Origin of the sequence: Pasteurella dagmatis (genome assembly GCF_900186835.1) — a bacterium.
Classification (GTDB): Bacteria; Pseudomonadota; Gammaproteobacteria; order Enterobacterales; family Pasteurellaceae; genus Pasteurella; species Pasteurella dagmatis.
On record NZ_LT906448.1, the window covers coordinates 2,042,589 to 2,065,772 of the forward strand.

At 38.5% G+C, this 23,184-nt stretch carries 20 protein-coding genes and 1 tRNA gene; 16 read left to right on the forward strand and 5 right to left on the reverse strand.

The features are described 5' to 3' along the window. Nucleotides 1-290: 290 nt before the first annotated feature. Nucleotides 291-1,004, reverse strand: coding sequence for a pirin family protein (locus tag CKV78_RS09335; protein ID WP_005764258.1), 714 nt, complete (start codon nucleotides 1,002-1,004; stop codon nucleotides 291-293). Between the two features lie 308 nt (nucleotides 1,005-1,312). Here CKV78_RS09335 and CKV78_RS09340 point away from each other — a divergent pair, with 308 nt between their 5' ends. The 3 genes from CKV78_RS09340 to CKV78_RS09350 are packed head-to-tail and all read left to right on the forward strand — an operon-like array spanning nucleotide 1,313 to nucleotide 4,799. Further along, nucleotides 1,313-2,824, forward strand: a complete 1,512-nt coding sequence (locus CKV78_RS09340) for a sugar ABC transporter ATP-binding protein (protein ID WP_032855562.1) — start codon at nucleotides 1,313-1,315, stop codon at nucleotides 2,822-2,824. Between the two features lie 47 nt (nucleotides 2,825-2,871). Continuing rightward, nucleotides 2,872-3,843 (forward strand): ABC transporter permease subunit, encoded by a 972-nt coding sequence (locus CKV78_RS09345; protein ID WP_005764254.1) that lies wholly within the window; start codon nucleotides 2,872-2,874, stop codon nucleotides 3,841-3,843. 26 nt (nucleotides 3,844-3,869) lie between these two features. Continuing rightward, the gene (locus tag CKV78_RS09350; protein WP_005764252.1) at nucleotides 3,870-4,799 is read left to right on the forward strand and encodes an ABC transporter substrate-binding protein; all 930 of its coding nucleotides are present in this window, start codon (nucleotides 3,870-3,872) and stop codon (nucleotides 4,797-4,799) included. A 43-nt stretch (nucleotides 4,800-4,842) separates the two neighbouring features. On the opposite strand, the gene CKV78_RS09355 is transcribed toward CKV78_RS09350, so the two are convergent. Further along, nucleotides 4,843-5,562 carry a response regulator gene (locus CKV78_RS09355; protein WP_032855560.1) on the reverse strand — a complete coding sequence of 240 codons (720 nt, stop codon included), beginning with the start codon at nucleotides 5,560-5,562 and terminating at the stop codon, nucleotides 4,843-4,845. Between the two features lie 109 nt (nucleotides 5,563-5,671). Here CKV78_RS09355 and mak point away from each other — a divergent pair, with 109 nt between their 5' ends. The 6 genes from mak to proS all read left to right on the forward strand — a co-directional run bounded on the left by mak (nucleotide 5,672) and on the right by proS (nucleotide 12,608). Then, nucleotides 5,672-6,589, forward strand: a complete 918-nt coding sequence (gene mak / locus CKV78_RS09360) for a fructokinase (protein WP_005764247.1) — start codon at nucleotides 5,672-5,674, stop codon at nucleotides 6,587-6,589. A 50-nt stretch (nucleotides 6,590-6,639) separates the two neighbouring features. Next, complete coding sequence (locus CKV78_RS09365; protein ID WP_005764245.1) at nucleotides 6,640-7,323, forward strand: D-lyxose/D-mannose family sugar isomerase; 684 nt, start codon at nucleotides 6,640-6,642, stop codon at nucleotides 7,321-7,323. 1 nt (nucleotide 7,324) lies between these two features. Then, nucleotides 7,325-8,209: a ketose 1,6-bisphosphate aldolase gene (locus tag CKV78_RS09370; protein ID WP_005764242.1), complete on the forward strand. Its 885-nt coding sequence runs from the start codon at nucleotides 7,325-7,327 to the stop codon at nucleotides 8,207-8,209. Beyond that, complete coding sequence (locus tag CKV78_RS09375; RefSeq protein ID WP_005764240.1) at nucleotides 8,196-9,179, forward strand: carbohydrate kinase family protein; 984 nt, start codon at nucleotides 8,196-8,198, stop codon at nucleotides 9,177-9,179. Before CKV78_RS09370 ends, CKV78_RS09375 begins: the two co-directional genes overlap by 14 nt. 15 nt (nucleotides 9,180-9,194) lie before the next feature. Continuing rightward, nucleotides 9,195-10,667 carry a xylulokinase gene (gene xylB, locus CKV78_RS09380; protein ID WP_005764239.1) on the forward strand — a complete coding sequence of 491 codons (1,473 nt, stop codon included), beginning with the start codon at nucleotides 9,195-9,197 and terminating at the stop codon, nucleotides 10,665-10,667. Between the two features lie 225 nt (nucleotides 10,668-10,892). After that, a complete protein-coding gene (proS, locus tag CKV78_RS09385; RefSeq protein ID WP_005764238.1) occupies nucleotides 10,893-12,608 on the forward strand; it encodes a proline--tRNA ligase in 1,716 nt (571 codons plus the stop codon). A 71-nt stretch (nucleotides 12,609-12,679) separates the two neighbouring features. On the opposite strand, the gene gpt is transcribed toward proS, so the two are convergent. Continuing rightward, nucleotides 12,680-13,141 (reverse strand): xanthine phosphoribosyltransferase, encoded by a 462-nt coding sequence (gpt, locus tag CKV78_RS09390; protein WP_005764237.1) that lies wholly within the window; start codon nucleotides 13,139-13,141, stop codon nucleotides 12,680-12,682. Between the two features lie 172 nt (nucleotides 13,142-13,313). On the opposite strand from gpt, the gene CKV78_RS09395 reads away from it, so the two are divergent. Continuing rightward, the gene (locus tag CKV78_RS09395) at nucleotides 13,314-14,774 is read left to right on the forward strand and encodes an aminoacyl-histidine dipeptidase (RefSeq protein ID WP_005764236.1); all 1,461 of its coding nucleotides are present in this window, start codon (nucleotides 13,314-13,316) and stop codon (nucleotides 14,772-14,774) included. Nucleotides 14,775-14,866: 92 nt separating this feature from the next. On the opposite strand, the gene selB is transcribed toward CKV78_RS09395, so the two are convergent. After that, entirely contained in the window at nucleotides 14,867-16,741 is a 1,875-nt protein-coding gene (selB, locus tag CKV78_RS09400; protein ID WP_005764235.1) for a selenocysteine-specific translation elongation factor, read from the reverse strand. A 221-nt stretch (nucleotides 16,742-16,962) separates the two neighbouring features. On the opposite strand from selB, the gene uriH reads away from it, so the two are divergent. Beyond that, on the forward strand, nucleotides 16,963-17,895 hold the full coding sequence (gene uriH / locus CKV78_RS09405) for a uridine-preferring nucleoside hydrolase UriH (protein WP_005764234.1): 933 nt from the start codon (nucleotides 16,963-16,965) through the stop codon (nucleotides 17,893-17,895). A gap of 61 nt (nucleotides 17,896-17,956) precedes the next feature. Here the strand turns inward: uriH and selA are convergent, their stop codons facing one another. Continuing rightward, nucleotides 17,957-19,339 carry an L-seryl-tRNA(Sec) selenium transferase gene (gene selA / locus CKV78_RS09410; protein WP_032855557.1) on the reverse strand — a complete coding sequence of 461 codons (1,383 nt, stop codon included), beginning with the start codon at nucleotides 19,337-19,339 and terminating at the stop codon, nucleotides 17,957-17,959. Nucleotides 19,340-19,527: 188 nt separating this feature from the next. On the opposite strand from selA, the gene CKV78_RS10515 reads away from it, so the two are divergent. The 5 genes from CKV78_RS10515 to CKV78_RS09430 all read left to right on the forward strand — a co-directional run bounded on the left by CKV78_RS10515 (nucleotide 19,528) and on the right by CKV78_RS09430 (nucleotide 23,164). After that, nucleotides 19,528-19,622 (forward strand) — tRNA-Sec (locus CKV78_RS10515). Between the two features lie 342 nt (nucleotides 19,623-19,964). Then, complete coding sequence (locus CKV78_RS09415) at nucleotides 19,965-21,248, forward strand: tyrosine-type recombinase/integrase (RefSeq protein ID WP_005764232.1); 1,284 nt, start codon at nucleotides 19,965-19,967, stop codon at nucleotides 21,246-21,248. Between the two features lie 169 nt (nucleotides 21,249-21,417). Continuing rightward, complete coding sequence (locus CKV78_RS09420) at nucleotides 21,418-22,353, forward strand: hypothetical protein (RefSeq protein ID WP_005764230.1); 936 nt, start codon at nucleotides 21,418-21,420, stop codon at nucleotides 22,351-22,353. A 181-nt stretch (nucleotides 22,354-22,534) separates the two neighbouring features. Next, nucleotides 22,535-22,732 carry a helix-turn-helix transcriptional regulator gene (locus CKV78_RS09425; protein ID WP_005764228.1) on the forward strand — a complete coding sequence of 66 codons (198 nt, stop codon included), beginning with the start codon at nucleotides 22,535-22,537 and terminating at the stop codon, nucleotides 22,730-22,732. Nucleotides 22,733-22,741: 9 nt separating this feature from the next. Continuing rightward, nucleotides 22,742-23,164: a hypothetical protein gene (locus tag CKV78_RS09430; protein WP_005764226.1), complete on the forward strand. Its 423-nt coding sequence runs from the start codon at nucleotides 22,742-22,744 to the stop codon at nucleotides 23,162-23,164. Nucleotides 23,165-23,184: the final 20 nt, after the last annotated feature.

The following is a 23,184-nucleotide window of genomic DNA, read 5'->3' on the forward strand; positions in this document are numbered from 1 at the left end:
CGCACTTGAATTAGGTTGCTATTATTTTAAGCATAAATGACAGAAAAAAAATGATAAATATGAATTGAATAGTGTTTTTTTGTATTAAGAAAAGACAAAGATAAGATTAAAGCAGAGTGATGTCTATTTTAGGCGCTAAGAATATTTATTTTATAATCCAATGCGAATAGCATTTTATACCAATCGGGAGTTGATAATACTTCCGTATGATGTCAAAGCCTAAGGAGGAATTACGTTATAGAATAAAAAAACCTGAGGCAGTGCTCAGGTTTTTTCATATATTTGCGAGATTATACTTCCATTGGTACTTCCATGAGTAACACTTCTGCATCACTTGAAGCAATAATGTCTAGATTATCAGTATCCCAGATACCTAAGCCATCTCTTTCATTGAGAGCAACACCTGCGACATTCGCTTGTCCTTTGATAACAAAAGCATATACGCCATTACCTGCTTTATTTAGTGCATAATTTTTAGATATACCTTGATCAAATTTTGCTAGTGAGAACCAAGCATCTTGATGAATCCAAACACCATCATCATCTGGATTTGGTGATAGAATTTGTTGGAAATCATTTGGTTTTGCGTTATCAGCAATTGTAATTTGTTGATAGCGAGGTTCAACATTACGCTTATTCGGGATAACCCAAATTTGTAAAAATTTTACTGGGATATCTGCATTAGGGTTCATTTCACTGTGTGTAATCCCTGTTCCCGCAGACATTACTTGAATGTCACCATTACGAATAATACTACCATTTCCCATGCTATCTTTATGTGCTAAATCACCACTTAATGGAATTGAAATAATTTCCATATTATTATGTGGGTGAGTGCCAAATCCCATACCCCCTTCAACGAAGTCATCATTGATAACTCTTAATGCACCGAAATTAATACGGCTAGGATCATAATAGTGACCAAAGCTAAAAGTATGTTTGCTTTTTAACCAACCATGATTTGCGTCACCACGACTATTTGCTGAATGATAGATAGTTTTCATTTTCTTTCCTTAAAATTAATTTTTTACCAAAAACGTTGTGTATTATATATTTTCATTCTAGAGAATAAATATATTTATTATTGATTATCTTTAAACTAATAGTAAATAATATTGATATACCTGATATCAGGTAAAGCACATCGATTTATCTATGGAAAAGCATACCATTATTAATGATATTTCGTGATCTCTTTCTCAAAATTGGAAAAAACAAAGAATTATGACAATTATGAATGAGATTAAACATTTTCTATTCATATTCCTATGATTAAATGGAAATATGTTTAATTTAATAGGGATCTATGATAATGGCACAAGTAAATAACAGCTCGCCAGTTCATCCTTTATTAGAAATGAAAGGTATCGCGAAGAGATTTGGGACTTTTTATGCCTTACAAGATGTGGATTTATCTATTTATCGTGGCGAAATTCATGCACTCATGGGGGAGAATGGGGCTGGTAAAAGTACTTTAATGAAAATTCTCGCGGGTGCTTATACTGCCTCAGCAGGTGAAATTCTGATTGATGGCGAGAGTTTTTCCATTTCCTCACCTACAGATGCCATTAAAGCAGGCATTACTCTAATTTATCAAGAAATTCATCTTTCCCCCAATTTGACTGTTGCTGAAAATATTTTTCTTGGCCGTGAAATCAAAAATCTGTTTGGTTTAGATCGCAAAACCATGGCAGAAGAGTCACAAAAAGTTTTAGATCGTTTAGGTGCCCAGTTTTTAGCTACTCAAAAAGTCTCATCTTTAACCATCGCTGAACAACAGCAAGTGGAAATCGCGCGTGCATTGCATCGTAATAGTCGTATTTTAGTGATGGATGAGCCAACTGCGGCACTTTCTTCACGTGAAACAGAACGTTTATTTGAGTTAGTTAAAAAGTTACGTGATGAAGGCATGGCGATTATTTATATCAGTCATCGCATGGCAGAAATTTATGAACTTGCTGATCGTGTGAGTGTACTACGTGATGGTAAGTATGTAGGCTCATTAACACGTGAGAATTTAGACTCTGCTACTTTAGTGCAAATGATGGTAGGTCGCCCACTGACAGATTTATTTAATAAAGAAAAAGTGCCTGTTGGTGAAGAGGTGCTACGTGTAGAAAACTTATCAGATGGCAATAAAGTGCAAGATGCTTCGTTAGTCGTCAGAGCGGGTGAAATTATTGGCTTGTCTGGTTTAGTTGGGGCAGGGCGTTCTGAATTAGCGCATTTGTTATTTGGGGTGAAGCAGGCAACTAAAGGAAAAATATATTTAAGTGGTGGTGAGATTAGTTTTAATTCTCCACGTGATGCGATAGCACATCATGTTGCACTATTACCAGAGAACCGTAAAGAAGAGGGATTATTCCTTGATTTAAATATTCTAAAAAATGTCACGATGGCAACTATTGAGCGTGATGCGACTATGCTAGTGATTGATCAAGCAAAAGGTAAACAAGCTACGCAAGAGGCGATTGAAGGCTTAAAAATGCGTGTGCCAAGTGCAAATGTGAATGTCAGTGGTTTATCTGGTGGTAATCAACAAAAAGTGTTGCTTTCTCGCTGGGCAGCTATTCAACCGAAACTGTTTATTATGGATGAGCCGACACGTGGCGTAGATGTTGGTGCAAAAAGTGAGATTTATCGCATGATGATTGAAATGGCTAAGAAAGGTGTTGCTATTTTAATGATCTCCAGTGAATTACCTGAAATCGTAGGTATGAGTGATCGAGTCTATGTGATGCGAGAGGGTTATACTGTTGGTGAATTGAGCGGTGATGAGATTAATCAAGAGCAAATCATGGCATTTGCTTGTGGTGCTGCTTAACTGAATGAAATAACGAATAAAATTAAATATATTGAGGAGATGTAAATATGGGAACTGCACAACCAGCCAAAGCAGGTTTTAAAAAACTCGCAATTGCTGATGCCATGCAAGCAATGGGGATTTTACCGATTTTAATTTTAATTGTGATTGTGTTTTCTTTTGTCGCACCAAACTTTATGACCGAAGCGAACATGATGAATATCACGCGTCAAGCATCAATTAATATTGTATTAGCAGCAGGGATGACTTTTGTGATTTTAACCGGAGGGATCGATCTTTCTGTTGGCTCGATTCTTGGAGTAACTGCAGTGATTGGTCTTGTGAGTTCACTTAACCCCGCTTTAGCCGAATTTGCTGTGCCATTAGCTCTGTTAGCAGGCTTAGGCATGGGGGTCTTCAATGGTTTATTAGTTGCTTATGCCGGTTTACCACCATTCATTGTAACATTGGGAACTTACACAGCATTGCGTGGAGCAGCTTATTTAGTTGCAGATGGTACAACAGTAATCAATTCAAAAATCTCATTCAGTTGGATTGGAAATGGTTATCTTGGTTCGGTGCCTTGGTTAGTCATCATCGCTTTTGCCGTGATTGCTGTATGTTGGTTCATTTTACGTCGTACTACACTTGGTACACATATTTATGCAGTAGGGGGCAACTTACAAGCAGCCCGTTTAACAGGCATCAAAGTCTCTTTAGTTTTAATCTTTGTTTACGCTGCTAGCGGTTTATTATCCGGTCTCGGTGGCGTAATGAGCGCATCTCGTTTATATAGTGCTAACGGTAATCTTGGCGTTGGTTATGAACTTGATGCGATTGCTGCTGTTATTTTGGGTGGCACAAGTTTCGTGGGAGGTATTGGTACCATTACTGGTACACTCATTGGAGCCTTGATTATTGCTACTTTAAATAACGGTATGACGTTAATGGGCGTGTCTTATTTCTGGCAACTCGTTATTAAAGGTGGGGTAATCATCGTTGCAGTATTAATCGATAAGTACCGTACTCGTTCAGCTTAATTATCCACTTCATAGGAGAAATTGTAATGAAATTAAAAACTTTAGCAGTATCTTTAATGTTAGCTATTGCACCTTTCGCTCAAGCGAAAGAACTGAAGTCAATTGGTGTAACAGTTGGTGATCTAGCTAACCCATTCTTCGTACAGATTGCGAAAGGGGCAGAGTTAAAAGCGAAAGAATTAGCAGGCGATAAAGTTAATGTGGTTTCGGTATCAAGTGGTTATGACTTAGGTCAGCAAGTTGCCCAAATTGATAACTTCATTGCGGCTAAAACAGATATGATTATTCTCAATGCAGCGGACTCTAAAGGAATCGGACCTGCGGTAGAACGTGCACGTAAAGCGGGGATTGTTGTTGTTGCGGTGGATGTGGCTGCAGATGGTGCAGATGCCACTGTGACCTCAAATAACTACCAAGCAGGTGAAATTGCGTGTCAAACTATTGTCGAAAAATTAAATGGCAAAGGTAACGTTGTGATCATCAATGGACCACCAGTATCAGCAGTACAAGACCGTGTTCAAGGCTGTCAAGATGTGTTTGCGAAACATAGTGATATCAAAGTGTTATCACACAACCAAAATGCAAAAGGTAGCCGTGAGGGGGGATTAGAAGTGATGACATCATTATTAATTGCCCATCCGAAAATTGATGCTGTCTTTGCAATCAATGATCCAACAGCAATCGGCGCTGATTTAGCGGCAAAACAAGCACAACGTAGTGAATTTTTCATTATGGGTGTGGATGGATCGCCAGATGGTGAAGAAGCATTGAAATTATCAGATAGCTTATTCCGTGGTACACCAGCACAGGATCCTCAAGTAATGGCTGCTGAAGCAGTGAAAATTGGTTATGACATTTTACAAGGCAAACCAGCGCCAAAAGATCCAGTGTTGATTCCTGTACACCTTATTACACGTGATAACATCAAAGATTATAAAGGTTGGACAGTGAAGTAATTAAGTAGTCATTTTATCCCTCTCCCAAAAGGAGGGGGATAATCTAAGAACAGCGTTCAACTGCGACAGAAAATAAATACCCCATACCTCGCACTGTTTGAATATATGTAGGGGCTTTGGGATTAGGTTCAATTTTTTTACGCAACCGCATAATTAATACATCAATAGTGCGGTCAAAAATTTCTAAACTTTCACTATGGGTTAATTCCAATAGTTTTTCTCGAGAAAGTACTTTTTGAGCATGTGAAACTAACGCATGCAATAAAGTATATTCACCTTGTGTCAGGTCTATTTCCTGTTTTTGTGGTGAAAATAATTTGTGATTTTCTGTATCAAGTACCCAGTGATTAAATGTAAATCCTTGCTGAATGTTTGGGTTTGTAAAAAGTTGGGGATGGTGACGACGCAGTGCGACTTTGGCTCTGGCAACTACAACACGAGGATAAAAGGGTTTAGCAATATAATCATCAGCACCCATTTCTAAACCCACTACGATATCAGATTCAGAATCTAGACCACTTAGCATAATAACAGGTGCTGAACTAATACTTTTTAAACGTTGGAGTAAAACAAGCCCATTAACATCAGGCAGTATTAAATCAAGAAAAATAAGTGAAAAATGTGTTGTCTGCAATAAAGAGAGTGCTTGTGTGCCCGTTTGCGCTGTAACAACAGTATAACCATGTTCTTCAAAAATATCAGTTAAGAGTTCACAAATTTGAACATCATCATCAATAACAAGAATATGGGTATTTTGTTGCATCGTATGATCCATTTGATTGAATAAAGAATAGTGAAAGTATATAAAATTTCCTAAAAAAATCATATTTATTGAGTAAATAAAATGCAAAGTAAAAAGTAATGAGGTGGTTATGCGTATTGGAATTGATTTAGGTGGTACAAAAATTGAAGTGATCGCACTGTCTGATGATGGTACAGAATTATTTAGAAAGCGAGTGCCTACACCCAGAGGTTCCTATGAAGAGACGCTTTCAGCGATTAAAGGATTAGTAGATGATGCAGAGCGAGAAACCGGGCAAACAGGTACAGTCGGTCTTGGTATTCCAGGCACAATTTCTCCTTTTAGTCATAAAGTGAAAAATGCGAATTCTGTTTGGTTGAATGGTCAGCCACTAGACAAAGATCTTTGCTTATTATTGGGGCGTGAAGTGCGTATTGCTAATGATGCAAACTGTATGACTGTCTCTGAGGCAACAGACGGTGCAGGAGAAGGAAGTGCGGTTGTTTTAGCCTTAATTTTAGGCACGGGCTGTGGTTCTGGCATTGTGATTAATGGCAAACCCCATAACGGCGGTAATGGAATTGGTGGTGAATGGGGACATAATGAATTGCCTTGGATGGATGAAGAAGAAAAAGAAGTGGCTCGAACAAAACAATGTTATTGCGGCCGTTATGGCTGCATAGAGCAGTTTATTTCAGGGACAGGATTGTGTGATGATTATGAACGCCGTTCAGGTAACCGGTTAAAAGGTGATGAGATTGTTGCTCTTTCTGAACAGGGCGATGAAATCGCTGAACAATCTCTTCAAGCGTATGAGCGTCGTTTAGCGAAAGCATTATCTGCCTATGTCAATGTGCTTGATCCTGATGTGATTGTGTTTGCTGGTGGGGTTTGTAATATTGATCGCCTCTACACTAATGTCCCGAAATTAATGCCGAATTATATTTTTGGTCGAGAATTTCATACCCCTATTCGTAAGGCATTGCATGGTGATTCCAGTGGCGTTCGTGGCGCTGCTTGGTTATGGCCATTAGCGCAAGAAAAGTAAAAATTCTCAAAAATTGACCGCACTTTTTACCATAAAAAGAGGGCAAGCGAATGAAACGTTCTGAAATTAATCAAGTGATTCGTGAAGCAAAAGCGTTAATGCAACAACATTGCTTCCATTTGCCTGAATTTGCAAAGTTCAGTTTAGTAGACTGGGAAACCCAAGATTTACTTGCACAACAAGAAGTGTTAGATGCACGTTTAGGATGGGATGTAACAGATTTTAATTTACATGATTTTGCCAAATTTGGTTTAACTTTGTTTACGATTCGCAATCAGTCTTCCACGAACAATAAGCCCTATGCAGAAAAGATTATGATGGTGAAAGAAGGGCAAATTACACCGATGCATTACCATTGGAAAAAAATGGAAGACATCATAAATCGTGGTGGTGGAACTTTAGTGATTCGTCTATATCAACGCGATGAACAAACAGATTTATTAGATGAAAAATCGGATATTCAAGTGGCGGTTGACGGTAAGCAAATTAAGGTGAAAGCAGGGGGGATCGTCAAATTAAAACCTGGGCAAAGTATTTGTTTAACACCTTTGTTGTATCATAGTTTTTGGGCAGAAGGTGGTACGGTGTTGGCTGGTGAGGTATCAATGGCTAATGATGACTTAACCGATAATCGCTTTTTAGAGCCGTTAGGGCGTTTTTCACAGATTGAAGAAGATGAGAAACCAATTCATTTATTATGTAGCGATTATCAGCATTATTTAATGGGAGTATAAAATGGCATTATTGAACTTAAAGTCGATTCTAGCAGTTGCAAATCAACATAAATTTGCTGTAGGTGCATTTAATGCGATTGATTCTAATTTTATTGATGCAGTCTTTGCTGCGGCACAACAACAGCAATCACCTGTTATTATTAATGTGGCAGAGGTGCATTTAAAATATATTGATCTAGAGCCGACCGTAGAATACATCAAGAAAAAAGCCGCGCTAGCAGGGGTGCCAGTATGTTTAAACTTAGACCATGGTTTAACGTTTCCAACCATTGAGCGCGCAATTAAGTGCGGTTTTTCTTCTATTATGTTTGATGGCTCACAACTCTCTTATGCAGAAAATATTGCACAAACACGTAAAGTAGTTGAGCTTTGCCAAAATTATGGGATCTCTGTTGAGGGAGAATTAGGTGCTGTTGGTGGTGATGAAGGTGGTGCACTAGAAAGTCATGCTGATGTTGCGTTGTATACCAAAGTTGAACAAGCGGTGGAATTTGTCCATGAAACGGGAATTGATGCACTTGCGGTTGCGATTGGAAATACGCATGGTAAGTATAAAGGTATACCTAAACTTGATTTTGAGCGCCTTGAGCAAATTCATCAAGCGGTTTCTGTACCATTAGTATTACATGGTGGATCGGGGTTAAGTGTAGAAGATTTCCAAAAAACGATTCAACGCGGAATTTGTAAAATTAATTTCTTTACAGGGATGTCACAAGCGGCATTACAGAGTGTAGAACAAGATATTAATAATACGGAATTAGATACAAAATATAATTATTACCTTATGATGATGAATAATATGCAACAGGCAATTAACAGAACTGTTGCTGAACAAATGCAGATTTTTAATAGCATTAATAAGGCACAGTTATATGCAGGATCGTAACGGTATTTTAGCCATTGGTAACTTATTAGTGGATAGGACGTTAGTGATTTCGGACTATCCACAAGAATCCATGTTAGCCACTATTTCAAAAATGGAATTACATTGTGGTGGTGGCTGTACTAATGTATCGTTTAATCTTGATAAACTTGATCCTAACTTACCTCGTTTTCTCGCTGGGGCAATTGGCAAAGATAGTGAAGGGCAGTTTATTTTACAGCAAGCCCATCAGCATCGTGTTAATGTTGAAAATGTGATAACTGTCGATCTCCCAACATCATTCACTGATGTGATGATCAATTCAAAAACAGGTGACCGCACTTTTTTTCATTATGTAGGTGCGATGGCAGAGTATCGGATAGAACATCTTTTTCAACTCAATCATTCTGCGAAAATTGCACATATCGCCTATTTACCACTATTACCGCAGTTTCTTGATGTAGAAAAGTTGAAAGCAGTGCTTACTGAATTGCATCAACGTGGTTTTTTGGTTTCGATTGATTTAGTGTCTGTTTCGGATAAACTGATTTTCATACAACAAATTCAACCGATTTTAGCTTTTGTCGATTATGTCATTATTAATGACGTTGAAGCAAAATTGCTTACGGATTCTGTTCACTTAGATTCGACTCAAGATGTTTTACAGTACATGGCAGAAAAAATTATGTCACAAGGTGTGCGTGAAGCTGTGATTGTTCATGATCCCAAATGGGCTGCCGCAATCAATAAACAAGGTGAACAAATTGCTGTTCCATCTTATTGGGTAGAAAAAAATAATATTGTCAGTACATTAGGTGCAGGTGATGCGTTTTGTACAGGTGTACTTTATGGCTTACATCATGATTTACCTTTACATGAGGTATTGCAATTAGGCCATGGTTTAGCCTATTTCAATTTATTTTCCATTTCGGCAACAGATGGTGCAGTGAGTTATCAGGAACTGAAGCGTTTTATTGCACTGAATAAGTCCTAACTTGAGGAGTGAATTATGTATATCGGTATTGACTGTGGCACGCAAGGAACAAAAGCAATCGTAGTAGATAGCCAGCAGAAAAAAGTGATTGCTGTTGGTTATGCTGCACATGAAATCATCGAAAATAGCGAAGGACGTCGAGAACAGCAACCACAATGGTGGACTGCGGCCTTAGTGAGCGCATTTCATGAGGCAGTAAAATTAGCCAAAATCGAACCGCACTTAATTAGAGGGATTGGTGTATCGGGGCAACAGCACGGGTTAGTGATGTTAGATGAGAATGATCAGCCTCTATATAATGCAAAACTTTGGTGTGATACTGAAACTGCAGCTGAAAATGCGGAATTTATCCAATTATTAGGTGGAAATGAACAGGCATTTGCTCAATTAGGTATCATGCCACAAACAGGTTATACTGCCTCAAAAATTGCATGGTTTAGAAAACATTATCCTGAACAATATCAACGTATAGCTAAAATCATGTTGCCGCATGATTACCTGAACTATTGGTTGACAGGGCACTTTTGTATGGAGTATGGCGATGCATCTGGGACAGGGTATTTTGATGTAGCTAATCGCCAATGGGATCTTGATGCTTTCCGTTTACTCGCCCCTGAACTTGATCCACAAAAAGTATTAGCCCCTTTGGTTTCAGCAGAACAGAAAATTGGCACTATACGCCCTGAAATTGCTAAGTTATTAGGCTTATCTCCTCAGGTAATAGTTTCTACTGGTGGGGGTGATAACATGATGGGGGCAATTGGTACGGGCAATATTAAACAAGGTATTGCCACGATGAGTTTAGGCACCTCTGGTACATTGTATGCTTATACGGATACACCTCTCAGCGATTTACCAATGGAAATTGCCAATTTCTGTTCAAGCACTGGTGGATGGCTACCTTTAGTGTGTGTCATGAACATGACGTCAGCGAATAAAAAAGTAATGGATTTACTGCAAATTGATGTGAAAAAATTTAATGAATTTATTCAACAAAGCCCTATTGGCGCAGAAGGTATTACTATTCTGCCTTTCTTCAATGGTGAGCGTGTGCCTCCGCTACCCCAAGCCAAAGCCAGTATTTTAGGGTTAGATGCGGCTAATTTCACCCAAGCGAATTTATGCCGAGCCATGATGGAAGCTGCCAGCTTTACTTTACGTTATGGTTTAGATTTATTCCGCCAAGCAGGCTTATCTACTTCACAAATTCGTTTAATTGGCGGTGGAGCAAAAAGTGCAGTTTGGCGGCAAATGATCGCGGATATCATGAACACCGAAGTAGTGTGTTTGAAAGAGGAAGAAGCAGCTGCCCTAGGAGGTGCAATCCAAGCTATGTGGGCAAATGGCGAAGGAGAGTTAACAGAGTTATGCCAAGACTTTGTGCATCTTGATGAGGAATCTGTTGTTCAACCAAAACCACAGAGTTTTGTTGAATATGAACGAATTTATCAACGATATTTAACATTATTACAGCAATATTATGCATAATTAATGAAATATACCTTAGGTTAAATAATAAAAGTTATTTAACCTATTTTTTGTTCGAGACTAATAGATTACTACTGAAATGAAATGGAAGAAGTTTATTTACAGTTCTTTTTGTTTTATGAGTAAATTTGTTTATAACTCTTTGTCCCACGCCCACACAGTGATAAACTAACCAACAATTTTTTTCGATTTATAAACCGTTTTTAGAACTTAACAGGTATATCAATGCGTACAAGTCAATATTTATTCTCAACCTTAAAAGAAACGCCTGCGGAGGCAAGTATTGTTAGCCATCAATTAATGTTGCGTGCGGGGATGATTCGTCCGTTAGCGTCAGGGCTTTATACTTGGTTACCGACAGGTTTACGTGTGTTAAACAAAGTAGAAAATATTATCCGTGAAGAAATGGATAAAAGTGGTGCGTTGGAAGTTAAAATGGCCGTCACACAGCCCGCAGAATTATGGCAAGAGTCTGGACGTTGGGAAGAATATGGACCTGAATTATTACGTTTTAAAGATCGTGGGGATCGTGATTTTGTGATTGGACCGACGAATGAAGAAGTGATTACTGATTTGATCCGTCGTGAATGTGCGTCATATAAACAATTACCGTTGAATTTATATCATATCCAAACTAAATTCCGTGATGAAGTACGCCCCCGTTTTGGTGTGATGCGTTCGCGTGAGTTTGTGATGAAAGATGCATATTCTTTCCATACTACCCACGAGTGTTTGCAAAAAACCTATGATGTGATGTATGAGACTTACTCAAATATTTTCAATCGTTTAGGTTTAGATTTTCGTGCAGTACAAGCAGATACAGGCTCGATTGGTGGGAGTGCTTCACACGAATTCCAAGTGTTAGCCCAAAGTGGTGAAGATGATGTCGTGTTTTCAACTGAGTCAGATTTTGCCGCCAATATTGAGCTTGCTGAAGCCGTGGCATTAGGAGAACGTGGTGCACCAACAGAAGCATTGCGTTTAGTCGATACGCCAAATGCGAAAACGATTGCTGAATTAGTTGAACAATTTAATCAACCGATTGAGAAAACTGTGAAAACGTTAGTGGTACACGCAACGGAAGAAAGCGGTCATAAGTTAGTGGCATTATTAGTGCGTGGTGATCACGAGTTAAATGAAATCAAAGCTGAAAAAGTCGATATCGTTGCAAGCCCGTTACAATTCGCAACGGATGAAGAAATTCGTGCGGTAGTTGGTGCGGGTACAGGTTCTTTAGGTCCAATTAACTTACCAATGCCAGCGATTGCAGATCGCACTGTTGCGAATATGGATAACTTCTCTGCCGGCGCTAACCAAGACGGTAAACACTACTTTGGTATTAACTGGGAACGTGATTTGCCTTTACCACAAATTGCTGATTTACGTAACGTAGTTGAAGGCGATCCAAGTCCAGATGGTAAAGGTGTGTTACAGATCAAACGTGGTATTGAAGTGGGTCATATTTTCCAATTAGGAACGAAATATTCAGCAGCAATGAATGCCACAGTACAAGGCGAAGATGGGCGTCCACAAACTATGATCATGGGTTGCTATGGTATCGGTGTAACACGTGTCATTGCCGCAGCGATTGAACAACATCATGATGAACGTGGGATTATTTGGCCAGAAAATATTGCGCCGTTTAAAGTAGCTATTGTACCAATGAATATGCATAAATCTGAAAGCGTGCAACAATTTGCTGAAGAATTATACCGCACTTTAATGGCACAAGGTGTGGAGGTGATTTTCGATGATCGTAAAGAGCGTCCAGGTGTGATGTTTGCGGATATGGAATTGATCGGCGTACCACATATGATTGTGATTGGTGAGAAAAATCTTGAGAAAGGCGAAATTGAATATAAAAATCGTCGTTCTGGCGAAAAAGAAATGATCGCTAAAGAACAATTACTTGATGTGTTAAAAGCAAAATTTAATCAATAAGTTGAATCACAGATAACAAAAAATGCGAGTTTACTACTCGCATTTTTTTATGTTGTAAATTTAAGACTGAATTATTTTCTTGCCAAAGGTGGTACAAAAGTTAAACCTAAATCCCAAGGTTGTTCGATCCAAGTGTTTTGTGGAATATCAATGACATAATCATCCACTAATGGCGCACCTGCAGGTTTTGCGAATACAGTGACAAATCTTGCTTTTGGATACATTTCACGAATTGCACGTGCAGTGTTGCCAGTGTCTACTAAATCATCAACCACGATAAAGCCTTCTCCATCACCTTCTGCACGGTGTAATACTTTTAATTCACCTTGCTCAACGTGATCGTGGTAGCTTGCGATACATACAGTTTCTACGTGACGAATACCTAATTCACGTGCTAAAACGGCTGCTGGAAATAAACCGCCACGGCTAACTGCAATAATGCCTTTCCATTGTGTTGCTGGAAGTAAACGCTCTGATAATTTGCGTGCGTGCATTTGGAACATATCCCACGTCACTACATATTTTTCACTCATAAACACACCTTTCTAAAAATGAGGGGCAAATTTCTACCCATAAATTAAAAAATTGCGTTAGGATAACCTGAAATAGGGTTTTATGCTATAATTTTGCTAATTTTTTCTCATGAAATGGCTGAAAATTGATTATTTTTCAGGCTGCATATAACTAATACCAAAAGGAGGAATTATGTCAGAAATTCAAACGTTACAACCTGCCAGATTATGGAAATGGTTTGACCAGATTTGTGCAATACCGCATCCGTCTTATAAAGAAGAACAAATCGCACAATTTATTTTAGCTTGGGCGAAAGATAAAGGCTTTTATGCGGAGCGTGATGAGGTTGGTAACATTCTGATTCGTAAACCGGCAACAGCTGGAATGGAAAAGCACACCGCAGTGGCATTACAAGCACATTTGGATATGGTACCACAAGCAAATGAAGGTACAGTTCACGATTTCGCCAAAGATCCAATCCAACCTTATATTGATGGTGAATGGGTAAAAGCAAAAGGCACAACATTAGGTGCAGACAATGGTATCGGTATGGCATCTGCACTTGCGGTATTAGATAGTGATGATTTAGCACATCCACCGCTTGAAGTGTTATTAACAATGACCGAAGAAGCGGGAATGGAAGGTGCGGTTGGTTTACGCCCAAATTGGTTGCAAAGTGAAGTGATGATTAATACCGATACCGAAGAAAACGGCGAAATTTATATTGGCTGTGCTGGTGGTGAGAATGCAAATATCTCATTGGAAATTGAACGTGAAGCAAACACGTTCAGCCAAAGTTATCAAATCGTATTAAAAGGCTTATGTGGTGGTCACTCTGGTGGAGATATTCACACTGGTCGTGCAAATGCAATCAAAGTGTTAGCCCGTTTCCTTGCGACATTAACTCAAGATCAACCAGAATTTCAGTTTGCACTAAGTGAAATCCGTGGTGGTTCAATCCGTAACGCCATCCCACGTGAAGCTTTTGCAACGTTGGTATTTAATGGCAATGCGGATGTTCTCAAAAGTGCGGTGAAAAATTTCGAAGAAATTTTGAAAGCAGAATTAGCGAAAGTTGAGCCAAACTTAACCTTTACTGTACAAGAAACGGAAAAAGCAGAAACGGTATTTACTGCAACCACAACATACAAAGCTATTCACTTATTCAATGCATTGCCAAATGGTGTGATTCGCAATAGCGATGTGGTGGAAAATGTGGTTGAAAGCTCATTAAGCGTGGGTGTGTTGCGTACAGAAGAAACGCACATTAAAGCAATTATTTTGATTCGTTCATTGATTCACACGGGTAACCGTTATGTGGGAAGTTTGTTGAAATCATTGACTTCACTAGTCGGTGCTAAAGTAGAATTTTCAGGTTACTACCCGGGTTGGGAACCGCACGATGATGCACCAATCGTGAAATTAACTGAGAAAGTTTACGCAGAAGTGCTTGGTTATGAGCCAATTGTGAAAGTGATACACGCAGGTTTGGAATGTGGTCTATTGAAGAAAATTTATCCAAATATAGATATGGTATCGATTGGTCCAACTATCCGGAATGCACATTCGCCAGATGAAAAAGTACATATTCCCGCAGTACAAATCTACTGGGAATTACTCACTAAAGTGCTTGCAGAAATGCCACAAAAATAATTCCATCGGTTCTTGCTAAGACTACAAAAAAGCAACCTGTTTAGGTTGCTTTTTTGTAGTCTTAAAAAATTTTGTGAAAAATGACCGCACTTCTAGGCATCAAAAACATCACCATCTCGCAAAAGATGTAAATTGCCTTTACGACGCAGAAAGCCACTGCGGTCGTAATATTCAATTAGCTGAACTACTAATTTTCGTCCAAATTGCAATTCATCACGTAGTTGATTCACTGAAATAGCGCCTTCTTGGGTAATAAAGGCTTTGATTAGTTTTGCATAGGCATAAATGCTTTCGGTGAGGAAAAAACGATCTTTTACAATTGGCGTGAGATAACCCAATTTGCCGGCTTTATACAAAAAGTTACGCATTGTAGTTTCTTCTACGGATAAAATTGTGGCAAGATCGCGTACCCAAAATGCTTGTCCTTTTTGCTTTTCAAATTCTGCTAATACGGCTTGCCACAAGGCTTGTTCCTCACTAGAGAACGCAATTTTATGCTCTGGTAAATGTAACCAACCACGAGTTTGTTGTAACTTACCTGTTGATAATAGTTCATCAATAAAATGATTAATCAATTTTTCAGGCTGATTGACACTAGCAATGCGGTATAAACGCGCTTTGCTAATACCTAACTGATCATTATGTTGCTCGTGATATTGAGCAAGTGATGTTAATAATTTTTCGGTTTGTTGCTGCCGATAATCTGTATTAAAGCACCACTCTTGGAAACGAATATGCTGATTCTTCGTAAGAACTTCATCGAGTTTAGCTGCCGTTAATTGTTCTATCCACGCTAAGTTTTTGGCTTCAACCGCTTTATTTTGCAGATAGAGTGCGGTGCGTTCTTCCTCAGTTTCAGCTTGTAACAGTTGTTGTAAAAAAGATAAGCGACTTTCAGTGCGTTTATAGCGTCTCGGAGAGTGAATTTCTAACACGCTTGCTCCTGCGACTAGACGTTTTGCATCACCACTGCGCAAAATCAGTTTATCGCCATAAGCTAAAAAGAGCGGCTTTTCTAAAATAATTTCTGCTAAACCTGCTTGATTTGGGGTGAGGCTTTTGTTGTCTAATAAGCTCAATTTCCCAGTGGTACGTGCGGTTGCGTGGTAAATATGAATGGGCTGGGTTTCATTTAACGCCATTTCAGCACAGAGTTTTACAGTGATGCGATCTGTGGCTTTTAATGGGGATTGTGCCAATAGCCAATCACCGCGTTCAATTAAAGTGCGGTCTAAATCAGTATGAATATTTAAAGCTAAGCGTTCGCCACCAACTCCTTGTGTAGCAGGTTGGTTTTGGCTATGGATATTTTTTACACGAACTTTATGTCCGCTAGATAAATAAAGATCATCTTCAATCTTAACCGTGCCGGCAAAAGCTGTCCCAGTCACTACAGTACCCGCTCCTTTTACGCTAAACACTCGGTCGATAGCATAGCGGAATGGTTTTGCAGGATCAGCAAAGGAGGGCAATTTAGTTAAATATTGGCGTAATTCAATAATACCATCACCATTTTTAGCCGATGTTACAAAAAAAGATGAATTAGCTAAAATCGTGTAGTTGGTTCTTAACTGTTGTGTAAGTTGTTCTATTTGTGTTTGCGTTGCACGATCGGATTTTGTGATGACGACTAAAATTTCTTTGAATTGTAGGAGACGTAAAATCGCTAGATGTTCTTCCGTTTGTGCTTGAATGCCTTCATCTGCCGCAACAATTAACATTGCATAATCAATGCCGCCTAAGCCAGCTAACATATTAGTTAAGAATTTTTCGTGACCTGGCACATCAATGAAACCTAAAGTGCGGTCAATTTTGCCGTTTTTTTCTAAAGGTAAATAGGCATAGCCTAAATCAATGGTCATTCCACGTTTTTTTTCTTCGGGTAAATGTGCAGTATTTTTTCCAGTTAATGCTTGTAATAAGGCGCTTTTCCCGTGATCTACATGACCAGATGTCACAATAATCATCTACTTTTCCTCAACGTCTTTTTGCCTGAATTCTAACATTTAAGGCGCAAATAAGTAGTTTTTTCTTCATTTCTGATAAAACAAAAAAACACACATTGATGATGTTGTGATCTCGTTCACAGTTCCTCATTGAAAAGATTGTGATAAGATGGAATTATCTCTACTCTGAGTAATTGAAATTTCAAAAAGAAACAAACTCTTATCTTCCACAGAGGTAGCCAATGAAAAAGATTATTTTAGACTGTGACCCCGGCCATGATGATGCGATTGCGATTTTACTTGCCCATGGAAACCCTGAAATTGATTTATTAGCGATTACTACTGTTGTTGGTAACCAAACTTTAGAAAAAGTTAGTCGTAATGCGTTAGCCGTTGCTGAAATCGCCAATATCATTGGTGTGCCTATTGCGAAAGGCTGTGTACGTCCTTTAGTACGTGAAGTGGAAGTCGCTCCTAACATTCATGGTGAATCGGGTATGGATGGTCCTGTTTTGCCAGAGCCAACTTTAACGTTAGATCCTCGCCATGCAGTAGATTTGATTATTGAATTAGTGATGAGTCATCCAGCAAAAACTATTACATTAGTACCTACAGGTGGGTTGACGAATATAGCCATGGCAGTGCGTAAAGAACCACGAATTGTAGAGCGAGTGAAAGAGGTGGTATTAATGGGTGGCGGCTATCATACAGGGAACTGGAGCGCAGTAGCCGAATTTAATATTAAAATTGATCCTGAAGCGGCACATATTGTGTTTAATGAAAAATGGAAAGTCACAATGGTTGGTTTAGACTTAACACACCAAGCACTTGCTACTCCAGATGTTGTTGAGAAAATTGCGCAAATTCCAACCAAACCAGCGAAGTTTGTGCTCGAACTGCTCGAGTTTTTCGGCAAAATGTATAAACAAGCACAAGGTTTTGATTATCCGCCAGTGCATGATCCTTGTGCGGTAGCTTATGTGATCGATCCAAGTGTTTGCACAACAAAAGCTGTGCCAGTCAATATTGAACTGACAGGTACACATACATTAGGTATGACAGTAGCCGATTTCCGTTACCCTATTCCTGAAAATTGCCATACACAAGTGGCAATGAAATTAGACAAAGATAAATTCTGGGGGCTGATTTACGATGCACTAAAACGCATTGGTTAATGCTAAGAGAATAAAAAAGAAGGGGCAATGTAAAAATGCCCTTTTGTTATTTAAATGTATTTTAAAGCTGTTTAACGGTTTCTAATAAGAGCGCTAAACTGGCAAGACTGCGTAAATCGAGCCAGATTTTTTCTTTTTCTACTCGGCAAATAATTGGCTGGGGTAAACGTTTAAAACGTTGTAAAAGTGCGGTCAGTTTCCCCGGAATTTCTGTCGAAATCGTGACAGCAACAGAGGGAATTATCGCTAACGGTTGCGAACCGCTGCCAATTTGTGCCGAACTGTCTTCAATTTGCAGTAAATAATCAGTGCCTAATTTTTCTTGTAACGCAGTTTTTAGCTGTTCTGCTTTGGCGAGTAACTCATTGACAGGTTGGGTCAGCAAATAAAGTGCGGTCAGTTTTTCACTTAATTTTTCAGGCTGTAAATATAAACGCAGTGTCGCTTCCAAGCCTGCTAAAATCACTTTATCGCAACGCAATGCTCTTTTTAGTGGATGGGATTGCAGGCGATCAATCCATGCTTTTTTCCCGACAATAATGCCAGCTTGCGGACCACCTAATAATTTATCCCCTGAGAAAGAAATTAAATCCACCCCTTGCGCCCATTTTTCTTGTACAGTCGGCTCTGAAGGTAGTCCATATTGGCTTAAGTCCACTAAAGCACCGCTACCAAGATCCGTTATTACTGGCAGATTAAATTCATTCGCTAACTTAACTAATTCTTGTTCAGATACAGATTTTGTAAAACCACAAATTTGATAATTACTGCTATGCACTTTCATTAAAAATGCCGTATTTTCGTTAATTGCGTTGCGATAATCACTTAAATGGGTACGATTGGTCGTGCCGACTTCAACTAATTTACAACCCGCCTGTTGCATAATATCAGGAATACGAAATGCACCACCAATTTCGATCAATTCTCCTCGCGAAATAATCACTTCTTTGCCTTGCGCAAAGGTGGCTAACATTAATAAAACTGCTGCAGCATTATTATTGACCACACAAGCCGCTTCTGCACCAGTTAACTGACCGAGTAATTCACTAATATAATGATCTCGATGGCTACGTTTGCCCGTATCCAAATCATATTCCAATGCCACATTTTGTTGCATCGCAGTCAAGGCCGCTTGTTGTGCTACTTCTGACCACAACGCACGCCCCAAATTGGTATGTAATACGGTGCCTGTTAAATTATATACAGATTGAATATTGACTTGCTGTTGTTGCTGTAATTTGTTGCGAATAGTTTCAATTGTGTATTTAAAATCGGTAAAAAAGTGCGGTAATTTATTTTCATTTTTTATACTTTCACGCCCTTGCTCGATTAATTGACGGCAAATATTGACTACCGCTGAATGCCCAAATTCAGTAATTAGTGTCACACCATCAGCTGTTTTTAAGATTTTATCGACAGAAGGAAGGCTTTGATAAAGAGACATTCTTATTCCTATTTTGTAGATCAAATTAGCTAAATCATACTCGTTTTCTACTGAAAATTCAGTATTCATAAACAAGAAAACCGAATTTTGTGATGTGGTTAAAAAAGTGCGGTAAGTTTTATGAAAATTTTAGCTTATGGCTTGAATCAAATAGTTATTTGCGTTAAAGTTCAAACACTTTCCTATTTGGAAGATCGTCGTTTCCGGTGAAGCGGCAGGACTTCAAATCCTGTTGAGGTTGCCAGCAATCTCGGGTGGGTTCGACTCCCATGATCTTCCGCCAATCCATAAATCAATCTTCATCAAACCTCACCAAAATAATTAATAAAACCCAGTAAAATCAAGGTTTATCGCATTTTATATAGTGCAAAATTAATCAAACTTATTCATTCTAACCCACATTTTTAGTACTATAAATAGTACTATAATTTTAGAAAGAACCCATTTTAGTACTATTTACTCCCAAAATAAGAAAATAAAACTTTCAAATTATAGTACTAAAAAACGCATAAAGCCTTTTATAACAAGGTTTGAAATGGTTTAGTACTATAATTCTCCCATTCAAAAAATAGTACTATCTTGAGTATGTTTTCTAAAAATAACTCTTTCTACATGGAGTTTTTTTATGGCTAGATTAGTGAAGAAACTAACAGACAGCGAGATTAAAAACGCAAAAGCGAGCAGCAAACCACTATATGATGGTGAAGGGCTATTTTTAGAAGTATCACGTAAAGGGGCTAAGTTGTGGCGTTTTAGATACGCCCAACCCTACACCAAAAAACGCACTACAATTAGCTTAGGTACTTATCCTGATTTATCCCTATCACAAGCCAGAGCCAAGCGTGATGAATATAACGCCTTGCTGGCTAATAATATCGACCCACAAACCTACCGTAAGCAACAAGAACAAGCACAGGCGGATAAACTAAATCGCACCTTTGAGAAGATAGCTAAAGCGTGGTTTGAAGATAGAAAGATAAAGGCTAATTTTTCAGAACGCACAGCTAAAGATACGTGGGCTTTATTTGAGCGCCATTTGCTCCCACGCTTTGCCAGTTATCCAATATCAGAAATCACGCCACTTATCGCCATTAATGCGCTTAAACCACTTGAGAAAGAGGGCAAGTTAGAAACCGTTAAAAAGATTATTGGCAACATTAACAATGTAATGCGGTTCGCACTTCATAGGGGATTGATTGCGCATAATCCGTTAGCAGAAATAGGCAAGGAATTTGATAAGCCAGTATCTAAGGGAATGAATACTATCACCCCTGAAGAATTAAGCGAGTTTTTACAAGGCTTTTACAAAGCAAGAGATGAAAGGCGTTTTAATCCGTTTTCATTTTATGCGGTTATGCTGGTGGTATTGACTGGTGGACGACCGTCTGAAATAGCCAAAGCGAAATGGGCGGATATTCATTACAAAGAGAAAACGTGGATCTACCGAGTCCAAAAAGGCAATAAGAATCTACCAGAGGGGAGAGAACACGTAGTAACACTATCACGCCAAGCAATTGGGATATTTAATAAAATGCAGCAGTTACACACCGCACTTGGCATTGAGAGTGAATTTGTGTTTGCCAGTTTAACAGCGAAAAGCGGTCATTTAAGCATTGAGGCAATGCGAAAAGCCATTATCAAGGGGATAGGGGAAAAACGCCTTACTACGCACGGCATACGCCATTTATTCAGCACGTCATTAAACGAGAAAGACTACAAAGCAGACTGGATAGAAAGAGCCTTATCACACAAGCAAAATAAAGATAAAAACCAAATTAGACGTACCTATGATAAATCCTTGTATCTCTCACAAAGGGCGGTGATGTTACAAGAATGGGCGGATTATGTAGAAAGTCAGGCACCAGAACCAATTATTCCACCACCAAAACACCTGAAAATTGTTGCTTAAATAGTCAGATTATACAGTATTGAACTGTATATTTTGGTGCGGTATTATTCACCATATATAACCAAATATGCGCAACTAGGAGCGGACTAATTACCCGAGCCGAAAGAGAACAACCCTATTTGTTCTTTGTTGCGCACCAACTAAATAGGGCAACGTATAGGGACGTAATGTGTTATTTCTTAAAAGTACATATTCAGTAAATGAAACCGTTCAATTATTAAATGAGTATTTTTCAGTAGAAACATTTAAAACAAAAGATATTCTTGATTTGTTTTTTGAAGGAAGTCTTAACTTTTCTTTAAGGTGTTCATTTTTTAGAGCCGAAGATGAAGAATGCTTCCTTTCAATCAATGGAGAAAGTAAAGAAATATTTTGTAATATCTCAATCTATGGAATCCCAAGCAAAAAAGAATCAATAAGTGTGAGTGATAGTTACGCAGAAATCTTTGTGAATAGCGTAGACTGTTTTGTAGGGGAAGGATTATTTAATATTCTCCCAGAAGGTTCTAAATATATAAAGGATGAAGGGGGAGAACCATTTTCCATTTACATAAAGCAGTTAGGGTTTATCGAATATGCTAATACGGATGTATATCCTAATAAATACAGGAATAGAGTAGGAATAGTGAATGTGTTATTTGAAGAAGGTGGAGTGGTTGCAAATATTTCATCTGTTGTTATTGAGAGTAAGAGCCTTTTAGACTGTATAGAAATATTGCAACACAGAAATAAGTCAATTAATTATAGACTGGGTTCTTCATCTGATAAGTCCCTAGTGGATAAATTACAGACTGAAAATGTAGAGCTTAAATCTGAAAATAAGAATTTACAAGAATACATTACAGTGCTTGAAAATGAAAATCAGAGCCTTAGAGATAGCAACCAAATATTATCTGCTGTGGAATATGCTGGAGATATTCCAATACGAACAGATAAAGATAAATTAGCCTACACTTTCAAACTTATCATTCAAAAGAGCGATTTTATAACAAAGAATGATGGAAAGTATCCGACATATAGTGAACTACACACAATGTTAAAGACTACTTACAGAAATCAGCATATTCCATCCAAAAACACTCTGAGGAAATACCTTGAACCATAATTAATACCGCCTACTTAGGCGGTATTTTGTATTTTAATCCTATCCAAAACAGTTCATTTGTTCATTGAACTTGTTCAATTGTTCATTTTCCCCCTGAACTAATCCCATATCGCCAAAATACTCCCAAGCAAAATGAAATACTTTGCTTAATTTTAATTAACCAAATTAAAAGGGGGTATTTATGAGTACTACTCAAACCAATCAAACACCAATCAAAAAATACTATTCCATTAATGAGCTAACCGCACTTGGTATTGGCTCACGTACCAAAATTGACCGCTTAGCAAAACAGGGCTTACTCAAAAAAATCAAAATCGGTGGTTCTGTGCGTTTTAGTGCTGATGAGGTCAATGCCTTTATTCAATCCACTAACGCATAAGGGGGAATTATGGAAGGTGATCAATATCTAGCGAGTTTTAACTTTCCAGCAATGGAACGTAAGCCAAAAGTAGCTGGCTTAGCTGTGCTATTGGGTGAGGTTAGTGAACTTGAATTACAAAAAATCTGTTTTAACCGTTCTTTGCGTAATGAGATTAATCAACTCGAGGAGCAAAACGATATTTCATTTGTGCGAGTGGAACGCAAGGGGGTATACGGTGGCGTTTATCTCTCTTACCGAGTAGCAAGTGCGAAAGATTGCGAGAAGTTAGCCAAGTATTACAACCTGAAAGCAAGCCAGCGAGGTTATAAGCCACTCTCACAGGCAGATATTAACGAAGCAATGAATCGTTTTCATTATGTCGATCCTTTGGCGGTGGTGGACGGTGAAAGAGTTGTACAAAAGCCATCACGTACAAAAGCCAATATTTAGCGCATAGCGAGGATTTAATG